8 protein-coding genes are annotated in these 14340 nt (G+C 70.1%); 4 read left to right on the forward strand and 4 right to left on the reverse strand.

The features are described from left to right. Window positions 1–2: 2 nt before the first annotated feature. The 3 genes from ACGFNK_RS29610 (at window position 3) to ACGFNK_RS29620 (ending at window position 5053) form a co-directional block, all read left to right on the forward strand. Window positions 3–947 carry a hypothetical protein gene (locus tag ACGFNK_RS29610; protein WP_393420743.1) on the forward strand — a complete coding sequence of 315 codons (945 nt, stop codon included), beginning with the start codon at window positions 3–5 and terminating at the stop codon, window positions 945–947. Further along, window positions 944–1840 (forward strand): beta-glucosidase, encoded by an 897-nt coding sequence (locus ACGFNK_RS29615; protein WP_393420745.1) that lies wholly within the window; start codon window positions 944–946, stop codon window positions 1838–1840. The genes ACGFNK_RS29610 and ACGFNK_RS29615 overlap by 4 nt, the downstream gene beginning before the upstream one ends. 90 nt (window positions 1841–1930) lie before the next feature. Further along, window positions 1931–5053 (forward strand): alpha-N-acetylglucosaminidase TIM-barrel domain-containing protein, encoded by a 3123-nt coding sequence (locus ACGFNK_RS29620; RefSeq protein WP_393420747.1) that lies wholly within the window; start codon window positions 1931–1933, stop codon window positions 5051–5053. Between the two features lie 113 nt (window positions 5054–5166). On the opposite strand, the gene ACGFNK_RS29625 is transcribed toward ACGFNK_RS29620, so the two are convergent. Together ACGFNK_RS29625 and ACGFNK_RS29630 are read right to left on the reverse strand one after the other, a co-directional pair. Next, complete coding sequence (locus ACGFNK_RS29625) at window positions 5167–6684, reverse strand: patatin-like phospholipase family protein (RefSeq protein WP_393420749.1); 1518 nt, start codon at window positions 6682–6684, stop codon at window positions 5167–5169. Beyond that, window positions 6677–9118 carry a GMC oxidoreductase gene (locus tag ACGFNK_RS29630; protein ID WP_393420751.1) on the reverse strand — a complete coding sequence of 814 codons (2442 nt, stop codon included), beginning with the start codon at window positions 9116–9118 and terminating at the stop codon, window positions 6677–6679. The genes ACGFNK_RS29625 and ACGFNK_RS29630 overlap by 8 nt, the downstream gene beginning before the upstream one ends. 364 nt (window positions 9119–9482) lie before the next feature. Here ACGFNK_RS29630 and ACGFNK_RS29635 point away from each other — a divergent pair, with 364 nt between their 5' ends. Continuing rightward, a complete protein-coding gene (locus ACGFNK_RS29635; RefSeq protein WP_393420753.1) occupies window positions 9483–10739 on the forward strand; it encodes a lipase family protein in 1257 nt (418 codons plus the stop codon). A gap of 98 nt (window positions 10740–10837) precedes the next feature. On the opposite strand, the gene ACGFNK_RS29640 is transcribed toward ACGFNK_RS29635, so the two are convergent. Both ACGFNK_RS29640 and ACGFNK_RS29645 read right to left on the reverse strand, forming a co-directional pair. Continuing rightward, window positions 10838–12448 carry an Hsp70 family protein gene (locus ACGFNK_RS29640; protein WP_393420755.1) on the reverse strand — a complete coding sequence of 537 codons (1611 nt, stop codon included), beginning with the start codon at window positions 12446–12448 and terminating at the stop codon, window positions 10838–10840. Window positions 12449–12500: 52 nt separating this feature from the next. After that, the gene (locus ACGFNK_RS29645; protein WP_393420757.1) at window positions 12501–14336 is read right to left on the reverse strand and encodes a hypothetical protein; all 1836 of its coding nucleotides are present in this window, start codon (window positions 14334–14336) and stop codon (window positions 12501–12503) included. Window positions 14337–14340: the final 4 nt, after the last annotated feature.

Raw genomic sequence — 14340 nt, forward strand, 5'->3', positions numbered from 1 at the left:
GCATGGGAATCCGTAACGGTACCGAGTTCGACACCCTGGGCCCCACCCTCACCGTGACCACGCAGCCGGCCGAGCCGACCGGCGGTGACACGGTCACCGCCACCGCGGTCCTCACCAACGACTGCCCCTTCCCGCTCCGCAACGCCGTGCTCCACCTGGTCAACCCCGGCGCCACCACGGCGGCGAAGACCATCCCGCTCGGTGACCTGCGGCGCGGCGCGAAGACAACCCGGCGCTGGGAGACGGCGATACCGGCCGACGTGGCCGGGAACGTGTCGTTCACCGCGCATGTGGTCTTCGACGTCGACGGCCGCAGCAGCGACTGCGCGCGGTCCGCGAAGACGGTCACGGTGCCCTACGAGCCCAACGGGGTGCGGGACCCGTACCGGACGTTCGCCACCACCGACGACGCCAAGTTCGGCCAGTACGGCAGCCAGTTGGTGATCTGGGCGGGCGGCCGTGACTTCTCCGGCGGCACCGACGAGAAGGGGGGCATCCTCCGTCCCGGCTCCGCCGCCGAGTCGAGCGTGGTGCAGGTCAAGACGGTCAGCCTCACCGGCAGCGACAACCCCTCCGCCAAGTACGGCATCGCGGTCGCCAACGACCTGACCGCGCCGGAGAAGGGCGGCTACGCCGTACTCACCATGTCGAAGTCGTTCGGCCTGGAGTTCATGACCGACAGCGACGGCGACGGACGGCTCGACACCTGGGCGGGCGGCGGCGGTTCGGCCCACCCGTCCTGGCTGCGGCTGGTCCGCGACGGCACCACCTGCACCGCGTACTCCAGCACCAACAACGGCCTTTCCTGGACCGAGATCGCGAGCGTGAACGTCCCCTCCGCGAGCGGCGCCATGGACGCCGGCGTCGTCGCGAGCGCGGTCAACGTCAACTACCCCGGCACGACCGTCCAGGCGGTCTTCGACCACTTCTCGGTGGAGGAAGCATGAGTCCCTACCGCTCCGACGAGGACTTCCTCACCCCGCCCGTCTCGATCACCGTCGAGCCGTCCGCCCCTGAGCCGGGTCAGGCGGTGACACTGACGGCCAAGCTCACCAACACCACGCGGATCGCGCTGCGCGGCACGGTGCTGTATCTCGCCGTGGACGGCGCCGGCCAGACGGCCTCCGTCCTCGGCAAGGTGGCGCCCGGCAAGTCGGTGACCCGCACCTGGAAGACCCGGCTCCCCGACGACGCCGAGGGAGTGGTCCCCTGCATCGCGCACGCGCTCTTCGACGTGCACGAGGAGGGATCCGACTGCACCCGCGCGACCTCGTCGCTGAAACTGCCGTACAGGTCGCTGGCCGGTGCCTTCGACAACGCCGGCATCTCCTCCGACGACGCCACCACCACCGCCGACATCGACGCCTCACGTTCCAGCCTGTCCGCCGAGGCGCTGGCATCGGTCGGACTGACTCCCGGGGCCTCGGTCACGTACGGCGGGACGACCTTCACCTGGCCGGACACCGAGCCCGGGGCCAAGGACAACGTGGTGTCCTCCGGGCAGACCGTACGGCTGTCCGGCACCGGCTCGCGGCTGGCCTTCCTCGGCACCTGCACATGGGGCGACGGCAAGGGGCCCGGGAAGGTCGTGTACGCGGACGGCACGGAGCAGGCCTTCTCCGTCGAGGTCCCCGACTGGTACTGGGCGAACCCCGCGGCCGTGGTGGTCCTGCCGTACCGCAACACCCCCTCGGGCCAGGACAGGAACCCGATCAGCCTCTACACCTTCGGCGTCGAGCTGGAGGACAAGGAGCTGCACTCCGTCGTGCTGCCGAAGGTCAGCGACGGCCTGACGAGCGGTGGCCCCGCTCTGCACATCTTCGCGATGACCGTCGCCTGAACCGAGCCGCGATGCGGTGCGGTGCGGTGCGGTGCGACCACCACATCGCATCGCGGCTCGGAAGATCCGAAAAGTTCTGAGAGGACGTTCATGACAAGCAATCAACCCCTCAGCCGCAGACGCCTGCTGACCGGAGCGGCCGCGTTCGGCTCAGTGGTGCTGCTGACGCCGCCGCCAGGTGCCCACGCCGCACCAGCGGCTGCGGACACGGTCGCGAAGCCGTTCAACACGACCCCCGCATCGGTCGCGCTGCGACGACTGCTGCCCGACCACCACCGGCAGGTGACGCTGCGCGCGCTGGGCTCCGGCAGCGCCGACCGGTTCAAGGTCACCGGCCGGGCCGGGGCGATCACCGTGGAGGGCACCAGCCCGGCGGTGCTGCTCACCGGCCTCAACACCTATCTCGCGCGGGTGGCGAAGGCCGACATCTCCTGGAACGGCGAACAGCTGAACCTCCCCGGGCTGCTGCCCGCCCCCGACGGGGAGATCGCGGGATCGGCGAACGTGCCGCACCGCTTCGCCCTCAACGACACCAACGACGGCTACACCGGCCCCTACCGGGACTGGGACGCGTGGGAGCGCGAGCTGGACGTGCTCGCGCTGCACGGCATCAACGGGGTGCTGGTCTACACCGGCGGCGACGCCGTCTACTACGACACCTTCCGGCAGTTCGGCTACTCCGACGCCGAGATGCGGGCGTGGATACCGGCACCGGCCCATCAGCCGTGGTGGCTGCTGCAGAACATGTCGGGGTTCGGCGGTCCGGTGTCCAGGCGGCTCATCGAGAGGCGCGCCGATCTCGCCCGGAAGATCACCGACCGGGTGCGCGAACTGGGCATGACACCGGTGCTGCCCGGTTACTTCGGCACCGTGCCGGACGACATCGTCGCCAAGCACGGCGGGGACGCGGCCGTGGTCCCCCAGGGCGACTGGGGCGCCTTCAAACGGCCCGACTGGCTCGACCCGCGCACGACGGCCTTCGACGAGGTGTCCGCCGCCTTCTACCGGGCCCAGTCGGAGCGGTTCGGCGACAGCACGATGTACAAGATGGACCTGCTGCACGAGGGCGGCAACCCCGGTGACGTTCCGGTGGACGAAGCCGCGGCAGCCGTCGAAGGGGCGCTCCAGAAGGCCCACCCGGGCGCGATCTGGGCCATCCTGGGCTGGCAGTCCAACCCGTCCAAGGCGCTGCTCGACGGGGTCGACAAGTCCCGGATGCTGATCGTGGACGGCCTGTCCGACCGCTACACCACCGTCACGGACCGGGAGAGCGACTGGGGCGGCACCCCGTACGCCTTCGGCAGCATCTGGAACTTCGGCGGCCACACCCCGATGGGCGCCAACGCCCCGGACTGGGTGGAGCAGTACCCCAAGTGGCGTGACAAGGAAGGCAGCGCGCTCGCCGGGATCGCGGCGATGCCGGAGGCCGCCGACAACAACGCGCCCGCGCTCGCGCTCCTCACCGACCTGGCGTGGACACCGGGCACCATCGACCTCGACGACTGGTTCGCCGCGTACGCCGTGTCCCGGTATGGAGGCGAGGACCCGCACGCCATCGCCGCCTGGAAGACGATCCGCGACACCGCGTACAACATGACCCGCAAGGACGGGTGGAGCGAGGCGCCCGACGGGCTGTTCGGCGCCCGGCCGAGCCTGGGCGCCAACAAGGCCGCCGCGTGGGGCCCGGAGGCCGACCGCTACGACACCACGGTCTTCGACGCGGCGCTCACCGAACTGCTCCAGGTCGCGCCGCGGCTGCGCGACAGCTCCGCCTACGCCTACGACCTCGCCGACGTTGCCCGTCAGGTGCTCTCCAACCGCAGCCGGGTGCTGCTGCCCCGGATCAAGGCGGCGTACGAGGCCGGGGACCGCGTCGGCTTCGACCGGCTCACCAGGACCTGGCTCGGCTGGATGAAGCTGATGGACAAGGTGCTGGCCACGTCCCCGCAGCATCTGCTCGGACGGTGGCTGGCCGACGCCCGGTCCTGGGGCGGCACCAGGGCGGAGAAGGACCAGCTGGAGTACGACGCACGGTCGATCATCACCACTTGGGGCGGCCGGGAGAGCAGCGAGGAAGGGCTGCACGACTACGCCAATCGGGAATGGGCGGGGCTGGTAGGCGGCCTGTACCTCACGCGCTGGAAGACGTACTTCGGCGAGTTGTCCGCGGCGCTCGCGGCCGGCCGGGAGCCGGCCGAGATCGACTGGTTCGCGCTGGAGGACCGCTGGGCGCACCAGCACGACAGCTACCCGGTGAAGACGTCGGGCGACATCCACAAGCTGGCCCGCCAGGTGCGGGACACCCTGGCCACCGATCCGGACCAGGTGGTGCTGACCGGGGCCGCCGACCGGGGAGCGGTGGCGGAGGGCCGCCCGGTGACGGTCACCGTGTCGTTCACCAACCGCAACGGCTTCGCGCCGGCGACGGATGTGACCCTGTCCCTCGACGCACCGGAGGGAATGACCGCCGAGCCGGCCGGCACGACCACCGCGGCGTCGGTCGCCCCGGGGGAGACCTTCTCGGTGAAGTTCACCGTGACCCTCACCGAGGCCACCGGCGCGCTGATCTCCCGGGTACCGGTGGGCGCGTCCTACCGGACCGGCGGCACCCGCGGCTCGGCTTCGGCGGGGGTCCGGCTGATGGCGGGCACCGGGGTGGGCGACTCCTACCGGAGCGCCTCCTTCAACGACGCGGTCTTCGGCCAGTCGGGGGACGCGATCGCCATCGAGGGCGCGGGCGCCGACCTGTGGGGCGGAACCAACGAGTTCGGCACGGTCTACCGGGCCGCCGCCTTCGGGTCCTCCTCGACCGCCACGGTCCGGGTCACCTCGCAGGACACCACCGGCGGCTGGGCTCGCGCCGGACTGATCGTCCGCAATGACCTCTCCGAGAACGGCTCGGCCGGCTACGTCAATCTGGCGGTGACGCCGTCCAACGGCTGCGTGCTGTCCTGGGACTCCGACGGCAACGGCCAGTTCGACGCCATCGAAGTGGCCGGTTCCCTGGCCGCCCCGGTGCATCTGCGGCTGACGCGCTCCGGTAACACGTACACCGGCGAGTGCAGCCGTGACGGCGTCACCTGGACCAAGGTCGGCACCGCCACCCCGGGCGGAGCTGCCGGCAACCAGGACGTCGGTGTCTTCATGACGGCCGCCAACGGCTGGACGGGCACCCGCGGGATCGCCGGGTTCGCCGACTTCTCCGTCAGCTGAGGGCGCGGACGGGGGCCGGGCCGCTCAACCCGGCGACATCCAGCGTGCCGGGGACTTGGCGCCATGCAGCCAGGGCCCCGGCCTGGGATCAGGCAGTACAGCACATGAGGAGCTCAGACCGGCGCGGGGTGGAGGACCGGGCGGGCGTACACGTCCCACAGTTTGCCGAGGAACAGCATGCCGAACCTGGCCAGGCCCGCGGCGCGGGCGGAAGGCGAGGAACCCTCCACCCGGAAGGTGGTGAGTTCCCTCAGGAAATCCGGCACGGTCAGCCGGAGCACTCCCTCGGCCGCCACCTCGCCGATGGCCTCCTCGCCCTCCGGCACATGTCCGCGCAGTACCCGCGTCCGAAGGGTGGTGGTCTCGCTCCACATCCGCAGCGGGTTGCCGCTGTCGACGGTCTTCACTCCGATGAGGGTGAGCGGCTTGTCCTGGTCGTCGGTGAAGTGCAGCCGGTAGCGCATCTCCTTGCGCGTGGGATCGCCCTCGTCCACGAAAAGCTGGAACGTCCCGCCGGTCAGTTCCCGTGCGCCGCCGAAGGCCGGGCAGCGAACCTGGCCGGTGACCGATGCCGTGTGCTGCGGGTCGGCGACGAAGCGTTCGACGCTGTCGGTGGCGATCGTGAGGTGCACCGAGAGGCGTGCGGACTCCTCGCCCACGCCGAGGGTGACCTCGCCGCGCATGTCCTCGCTGAACCGCAGTGACACCGGTGTCCCGAGGAGCGGCTCGGGGCGAGGGGCGGCCAGCGGGATCTTCCGCTCCGCGCACCACGAGCGAGCGGTCTCGGCCCCGCGGTTGACCGCCTCGCGCAGCCGGTCCCCGCTGAAGTTGATCACGTAGTGGAGCGGTACTTCCGCGCGCAGGACGTGCAGTTCGATGTGCCGGCCGAACTCCCCAGGCAGGCCGGCCGCGATGGCTGCGTTGTTCCGCTCGACGCGGTCCACCGTGCGGCGGAAAGTCCCGTTCGCCGCCGCCTCGATGATCTGGAAGTACTCGGCCACGAAACCGGGACGCCACTCGCCCCGCTCACTCACCGTCCAGACCACCCAGATTTCGTCGGAGCCGCGGTCGATCGCCTCCTCCAGGTTCGCGTCGGTCACGTACACCGGGTCGATGTACGTGTCCCCGTCGATCCGCACCGGCGGGAACCACATCGGCAGCGACACGCACGCGGCCAGGAAGTCCTCGGACATACGGGCGGGAGGCAGTACCTCAAGCTCCTGGCGGGTCACGTTGTAGACGTTGAAGGTCGCGTCGAGGGCCGATGACCGGATCTTCCGCCAGTCCAGCCCCCACTTCGGGAAGACGTTTCTGCGGTACGCGTCGAGAGTGAACAGCGACTCGGCATGAGCCAGCCGCGCGAGTTGGCGGACGTTGACCGACACCCCGGCCGCGGGTTCGGTCCGGCGCCAGGCGTCGGCGATCTCGCTACCGGACATGCCCTGGCACATCATCGCGAGGTTGAACGAGCCGCCGCTCGCGCCGTCGACATGGTCGAATTCCAGCCCTGCCTCGTCGAGCCACACCTGCAGCACGCCCGCCTGGAACGCCACCTTGATCCCGCCGCCGGCGAGGATCAGGGACCGCTTGGTGGTACGTCGGGGTGCGGTATCAGGCGCCGTATCAGTCATCGGACGCTCCTTCGGTGTGGAAGAGACGAGAAAGGCGGGACAGGCGGGAAAGAGGGCCGGTCGACGGAATGCGTGGAATCCTCGGAATGCGGGGCTGTACAAAGACGTCCCACACCGACCCGGCGAAGAAGCCCCCGAACCGGGCCAGGGCCTCGGCCTGCCGTACCGGATTCCGGGTCCCGATGATCCGTACGGTCGTCAGCTGTCGTACGAAGTCCGCAGCTCCGAGCCGCAGCACGCCGGACAACAGTGCCTCGCCGTCAGGCGTGTGCCCGCGGCGGACCGTCGTGTGCAGCGTCGTGGTCGCACCCCAGATGTCACCCCAGAGATCGATCCGCCCGTCGTCCCGCACGTCCTTGACGCCGTCCAGCAGATACGGCTGCCCGTCCGCCCCGAAGAACGGCAGCGTGTACAGCATTCGCCGGGCCGCCGAAGCGTCTGCGGCGGTCAGCAGGTTCACCACCCCGCCGGACACCTTCGCTCCCTGCGTCCCGGTGACTCCTCGGACGTACACCGTGCCCGTCGCGGCCATCGGGTGGGCCGGGTCGTCGAGGGTGTCGGTCAGCACCGGGGCGGTCACCGTCACCCGGAACCGGGCGGGCGCCGCCTCCTCATGCGGTTCACCGCCTCGCACGGTGCCGCGCATGGTCTCGGTGAACGTCAGCCCGGTTCCCGGGGTGCTCGGTGCCGGGGTGCCGCCCACCGGGATCCGCACCTCGTCCAGCGGATCGGGCACCGGCACGGCGAACTCCCGCTCGGGCGCGCGCCACCCGGCCCGCCCGGTGATCCGGCGGATGGCCGCTTCGATGTTCCGCTCGGCCACCGCCGCGATGGTGAAGGACGGATTGACGCCCGTGGCCTCCGGCAGGCAGCCGCCGTCCAGCACGAACAGGTTCGGGTAACCGAACACCTCGCCCCCGGTGTCGGTCACTCCGTCCGCCGGGTCGTCGGCCATCACACAGCCGCCCAGGTTGTGGACGGTGACCGGAATGCGAAGCGACCGCCACATCGGATTGGTTCCGGACCGGCCGCCCAGCGCCGCGGCAACGTCGGCACAGAACCGTTCCTCGGTCTCGTAGAGCCCGAGATTGTCGCCGAGGTTCCACGAGATCCGCAGGTCGTGGCTGCCCGGGAGGAGCGAGACCCGGCCGTCGGCCGTGTCCCGGCCCATCGCGAGGAACACAGCGGTGTGTTCATCCGTAACGTCCATACCGTCCGTACGCTCCGGCCGGGCGCCGATCCGTTCCCGCGCGGCACTGCGGATCGCGTCCAATGCCTCGTCCCGTGAGCGCAGCAGGCCGGCGAAGCGCGGATCGCCCTCGTCGAGGAGTCGGATCAGTGGGGCGACCTCGCGGGGGAAGGCGCCCTCCTGGAAGATGAACCAGCGGCGACCGTTGCCGGTGCCACGGTCGTGCACGATGCCCGAGGTGATCACCGGCCCCCGGGACGGCTCCAGGGCCTTGGCGGTGCCGAAGGCGAATCCGAGGTAGTCGCCGTTGCCCGAGTAGCGGTGGCCGAGCCGCTCGGACAGTTCCGGCAGTGTCCGGTACTCGTCGCGGCAACGCAGCAGCAGTTCCGTGCTGTTCACCGCGCCCGCCGCCAGAACCACGACCGGCGCACTGACCGTCCGATCGGCCCCGGTCGCATGATCGGTGTACGTGAGCCGGTAGCCGGTGGCGCCGGACAGCGGCTCGATCCGGGTCACCTCGCAGCGCGTACCCACCTCGGCCCCGTGTTGCTCCGCGACAGCCAGGTAGTTGAGATCCAGGGTGTTCTTCGCCTGGAAGTTGCAGCCGATGTCGCACTCACCGCAATGACGGCAGCCCGACTGGGGCACGCCGAACTTGTTGGGCCGCATGACTTCCGGCTCCCCGAAGTTCAGCGCGAGCGGGAGCAGCGCGAACTGGCTTTCTCGACCCATGGCCCGCGCTGCCTCGCGCATAGCCCTCGTCTTCGGCGGCATCCCGAGCGGCTGCCGCTCGCTGACCGGCGTGATGTCCAGCATCCAGGCCACGAGGTCGTAGTACGGATCGAGCTCGGCGCGGCCATAACCGCTGGGCCAGCCCTGCTCGAACCCGTCCTCGGGTACTCGGAGATGGACATTGGCATACAGGTGCGAGCCGCCGCCGTAGGCCGCGCCCTGGACCACGGTCATCTCAGTGAAGGGCCGTACGTCGAAAAGCCCCTGGTCCTTTCCCCACAGCCAGCCGTTCAGCGGGTTGTCCCAGTCTCGTGGGAAGCCGCCCAGCGGGTAGCGCTGCCCGCGCTCCAGAACACCGACCCGCAGGCCCGCCTGTGCCAGCCGGCAGGCGGAGACCGCGCCGCCGAAACCGGTGCCGACCACGAGTGCGTCATAACGCTGGCGCATTTCGCCCCAGCCTCCCTTCGCCATGGTCTCCGCCATGTCTTCGATGGGCGGGATGAGTTCCGCCACGTCCTTGGAGGGATCAGGTGCTACTTGGCGCTTTTTCGGCGCACGGCACCGAGCTTCACCGCGGGGACGGCAGGGTGCAACACGAGGACGCTTGTACGTGCCTGATGGACTGGGCCTTATGGACTGCGTCTTATGGACGGCGCCCTGCGGACGGCCGATGAGGCCAAAAGGGTGATCGTCTGCGGATCCGGATTCGGGGCCGCGCACGCACGGAAAGCATAGGTCGACGTATGGCCGGTACTGATTCTTCTCCTCGCCGGAGGTCCCCGCGAGAAGCGCCGACACATCGGTCGTTTCCTGAATTCCCCCGGCCCTCGACCCCCTGACCCTCCCGAATTCCCCCGCCCCGGAGGTGGGCACCCTGATGCAGAATCCCCAGACAGCGACCGACGTGCAGTCCCCCGACGGGCATGACGCGCGGGCGATGCGATCCGTGCTGGAAACAGGCGGGCTGTGGACCGTCGACACGGAGGCTCCGTCCTACCAGCAGCTCCGGCCGTTCAATCAGCCGGACGGGGTGCGGTACTCCCGGCTCCCGGAAGCCGACGAAGCGAGTTCCGCGTACTGGGAGACCGACGGTTTCCCGGTCCACAAAGGCCTGTCGACGCATCTGGCGGGCATCAAGGAGCATCCCGATCCGGTAGCCGCCCATGTCATGGCCGTCTGCTCCGGCTACGCCTATTCGGGGGCGGAAACCGTCTCGATGATCATGGCGAGGATGGGGCTCGAGAAGAACCACTGCCGTCTGGTCTCGGCGACCGTCGACGCCATGTTCATCTGCTCGAGGGCGTTTCTGATCCAGAGCAGCGATGGGAAGGTGGTCATCCTCTGCTACAGGGGCACGGAACCGACGAATCTGGCCAATGGGCTGACCGACGTCGATGTCGAACCGGAGAGGATCAACTACCAGTTCGAAGATCCCTGTGCCAGCGTGCACGCCGGCTTCTACCGCAATGTCCGGGCAACACGCCACGAGGTCATGGAGGCGTTGCGGCGCGCCGTGGCGGGACGATCGGTGCGTAAACCGGTGGAGGGTGAATCCGGCGAAATGCCGGGGAAGCTCGAGGCGCTGTACATCACCGGGCACAGTCTCGGAGGGGCCATGGCCTCGATGATGGCTGTGATGCTGCGGCACGAGAAGAAATACGCGGCTGTCGCCGAACTCCTCAAGGGGGTATATACGTTCGGTCAGCCGATGATCGGCGATCCGAGTTTCGCCAGAGCCTGCGAGAATGACCGCGAATTCAGCGGGAAGATCATCCGGTACGTTCACGGCGACGATGTCGTTCCGCATTTCCCGCCGGTGACGGCAGGGCCGTACGAGCACTTCGGGCGCGAGTACCGGTACCGGATTTCGCACCTTCAGCAGAGCGTGGCCGGCTGGTTGAGATACCTGGGGTCCTCGTACCAGCCGCAGACGGGGGCCTGGCGCGAAACGGACACGTACACGTCACAGATGTCGAGCTTCCTCGGGTTCGCGCTGGGCGCGACGACGCTGGCCGCGCGGAAATCCCAGATCCTGCGGGCTCTTCCTGTCGTGTACTCGCTGGAAGACCATCTTCCTGCGCATTACATCGGGGCGTTGACCCCTGGGCGCGTATCGGATGAATTCGGCGATTGACCTCGATCGCTCGATCGCTCGATCGTCTATGAGTCCCCGTCGGTTCGCCGACGGGGACTCTGCGTTGGGCCCCGAAGGAAGTCCGGGTCCTGCTGCGGTCAAGCCAGCCGGATAACCGGCTGGCGGTCCAGGACCACGGTGTGGCGCCGCAAGTCGTACGCCGTCACCGTGAGCCGCTTGTGGGTGTCGATGCGGAACTCGAGGCGGAAGCGGTCCTCGCCCGCGTTGGCGGGAGGATCGGCCTCCAGGAACGTGGGGCTGTCCTCGTTGAGCCAGAGCATGGAGCGTTGCTGGCGTTGCTGGGGGGTGACCGCCACGGTGCGGGCGCCGCCGCCCGCGTCGAAGGCGATCTCCAGGTCGGCGCCGGCGTCGCGGTAGGTGGCGTGGGCGAGTTCGTAGACGGCCAGGCCCAGGCGGCGCTGGCCCTCGTGCACCGCCTTGACCGTGAGCGTTCTGACCGGGGCCTCGGTGGGATAGGCGGTGCCCGCCTCCACCAAGGCCTCGAACTCGTAGGCGCCGGTGTCGCGGTTGACGTGCCGGATGGCGTAGTCGTGCTGGATGTGGTCGTACAGTTCGCTGCCGCCCGCGATGCCGGCCGCGCCCGCCGCCACCGCCTCCAACGGGCGGTCGAGGCGTACGACTTCGGGGTCGAAGTGCAGATGCACCACGTCCTGCACGGCGGGGATGAGACAGCTGCCGCCCACCAGGAACACCTGCCGGATGTCGTCGACGCCGTAACCGCGGGCCGAGGCGGCGTCCAGGCAGGAGCGCAGCGCCTGGTTCACCCGGCGCAGTACGCCCTTGTCGCGCAGCAGCGCCTCGAATTCGCCCCGGGTGACGGGGACTTGGTGCTCGCCGTCGGTGCGCGTGTCGCGGGCCGTGATGGTGGCCCGCTCGGCGGTGGCCAGGGCGCGCTTGGCCTGCTCGGCGGAGGCCAGGAGGCGGCGGAAGACCTGGTTGCGGCCGATCTGGTCGCCCGACGGCAGGGCGAGCTGGGCAAGGGCGTGCTCGGCGAGGAGTGCGTCGATGGTGTTGCCGCCCAGGTCCAGGCCCTTCTTGGCGAGGGTGCGTACGCCGGCGCCGGAGCCCGCGGCGTCGGGTTCCTGTACGCGTACGACCGAGATGTCGAGGGTGCCCGCACCGAAGTCGAACACGGCGAAGGCGTCGCCGGGGTTGAGCCGGGCGCTGTAGCCGACGGCGGCGGCGGTCGCCTCGTCGACCACGCGCAGCCGGGCGGTGGGCAGCCCTTCGCGCACCTCCCGCACCAGCCAGTCGCGGTAGCCGTCGAAGGACTCGACGGGCGCGGTCGCCACGATCTCCAGGTCGTCGTCCTCCACGGTGAGCAGGGCCAGCGCCATGATGTCGCTGAGGAACTGGGTGGCGGCCTCCCGCCCGGTGATCTTGCGATCGCCGACCGGGCGGGCCGCGTCATAGACATGCCCCGCGACATTGATCTTCGTGGAGGCGAAGACGGTGACCCCCGCCGTGTCGTACAGCTCCGGAGTGACCTGCGCGCCCAGGCGGCGCGTACCGCCGTCGTCGAAGTAGGCGATGAGCGAGGGCACGACCCGCTGGGTGGGCCCCGGCCCGGCCTCGCGCAGCACGTCGACGCCGGGCAGCGGGATGGGGACGCCGCGGCCCGCTTCGTGGTCCCAGCCCGCCACGACGGTGTTGGCGGTGCCGAAGTCGATGCCGATACGGGTCGTCATGCGTCTGCGTCTCCCTTACGTTCCTGGGGCCGGCCGCGTTCCGGATCCCGGCTCACGTTCCCTCCCCGCCTTCGCCCAGGGCGATGTCGGTGGCGCCGCCCGCGACCAACGGGCCGGAGCCCAGCGCGATGTCTCCGCCGAAGCGCTCCTCGAGGCAGGCCGCCAGCAGGTCGAGCGCGTCTCGTACCGCGGGATCGCCGATCTTCGTTCGCAGCTCCCGTGCGCGTCGCACGTCCTGCGGGCCGCAGTGCAGCAGGGGTTGTTCGAGCAGCTCGCGGGCGGAGGGCAGATCGGGGATGTGCACTTCGAAGCCGAAGTCGTTGCAGAAGACGACGTGGATGTCCTGACCCGGAGACGTGGCGAGGAGCAGTCGCCGCAGCACTTTCTCGGGGACCTGGCGCGCCCAGTGCCTGTCGTCGGCCGGCCAGCGTCCGTTGGGGGTGTGCACGTGCGCGGCGAACGCGTCGTCCAGGGCGTACCCGCGCCAGGTATCGACGGGCCACCGGTCCAGGATCGCGCCCTCGTGCCGGGCGGTGCGGCGCGGAGGGCCGTGCGGCTCCGGGAACTCCCAGATCTCCGTGAGGTGACGGTCGGGGGTCGAGGCCTTGTGATGCCTCACCAGCGAGGTCGGGGAGAGGAAGGAGAGGACGGGCGCGAAGAAGTCGGTTCGGTTAACCAGCTCCACCCTGTGCAGGACGTGCCCGTCCTCCCGCGCGATATAGGCCGTGTCGTGGCTGCAGAGTGCGACGAGCCCCTCTGCGGGCAGGGTCGTGAGGGTGGTGGTCGGATGGCCGAGGGCGAGTTCGCCGCGCTCCTCGTTCCGGGCGAACGGCGGAACCGGCAGAAACCTCAGCCGGTCAGCGCCCCGATCGACGAAGGCGAACCCCTGGGGGTACAGCATGATCGCGCCGTTGCCGCTTGATCTGCGCGGGACCGACAGGCGGGCCGGTTCGCCGATGGCTCGCACATCGGGGCGGACCCGGAAGATCTGGCTCCGGGGGTTCTTGGCGCGCATGTGAAGGAGGATCTCCTCACCCAAGTGCAGAACCGGGGCACCGGCCCCGAGTCCGCGCGGTACCTTCCGCCGGAAGCAGCTGGCGACCTCGCCGGTATCGAGCCCGAGCGTCTCGGTGTGGAGTTCGTAGTGGTTGCCTGAGCTCTTCCACACCTCGTAGCACAGGGCCACTTCGGTGCCGTCCGGCGAGAGGCACGCACGGGGGAAGCCCCCGGCCACCCTGTGCCGGATCAGCCCCTGCCGCGGCAGCCGCTCGATCATCCCCCGGAGTCGACCGGCGGACGCCTCCGCCAGCTCCGCCACGGCACCGCGTTGCTCCCTGGGTGGCAGCAGCCGCGCGACCGCGGCGGCCTCGGCGAGCGGGAGGTCGCGGGCCAGCCGCCGCAGCTCCTCCCAGCTGTGCCGCTCCGCCAAGTGACGGCCGAGGTAGTCGAGTTCGGCGTACGACATCTCGGCGATCCGGTCGCGTTGGTCGCCGGTGACCACGACCCGGATGACGTCGGTGTCACCGTCGGCGGCCATGACCGTACGCAACCGCTCCCGCATGTCCGCGGGTGCCGCCCGATAGGCCAGGGCCAGCAGCGAGCCGTCCGGATCCAGGGCCCGGCTCTGGGCGCTCTGCCCGATGAGCGCCAAGTACGCGGCGGCGTCGGCGGGTTCCCGCGGGGCAGCGGCCAGCAGATCCTGCACATCGGGCTCGGGCAGGTCGGCGGCCGTGGCCCGCACCGCCTCCTGCGCGGCCGGGTCACCCTCCGCGCACGCTTGCACCAGCCGCCGCCACGCTCTTCGTGCCCACAGGCCCCGGGAACCGTCCGCCCGCCGCCGCACGGCCCGCCGCATCAGCTCGGCGGCGTCTTCCGTGCTGAGCACCATCGCT

It is taken from the genome of Streptomyces sp. NPDC048825, from assembly GCF_043198355.1.
Taxonomy (GTDB): Bacteria; Actinomycetota; Actinomycetes; order Streptomycetales; family Streptomycetaceae; genus Streptomyces; species Streptomyces xiangluensis.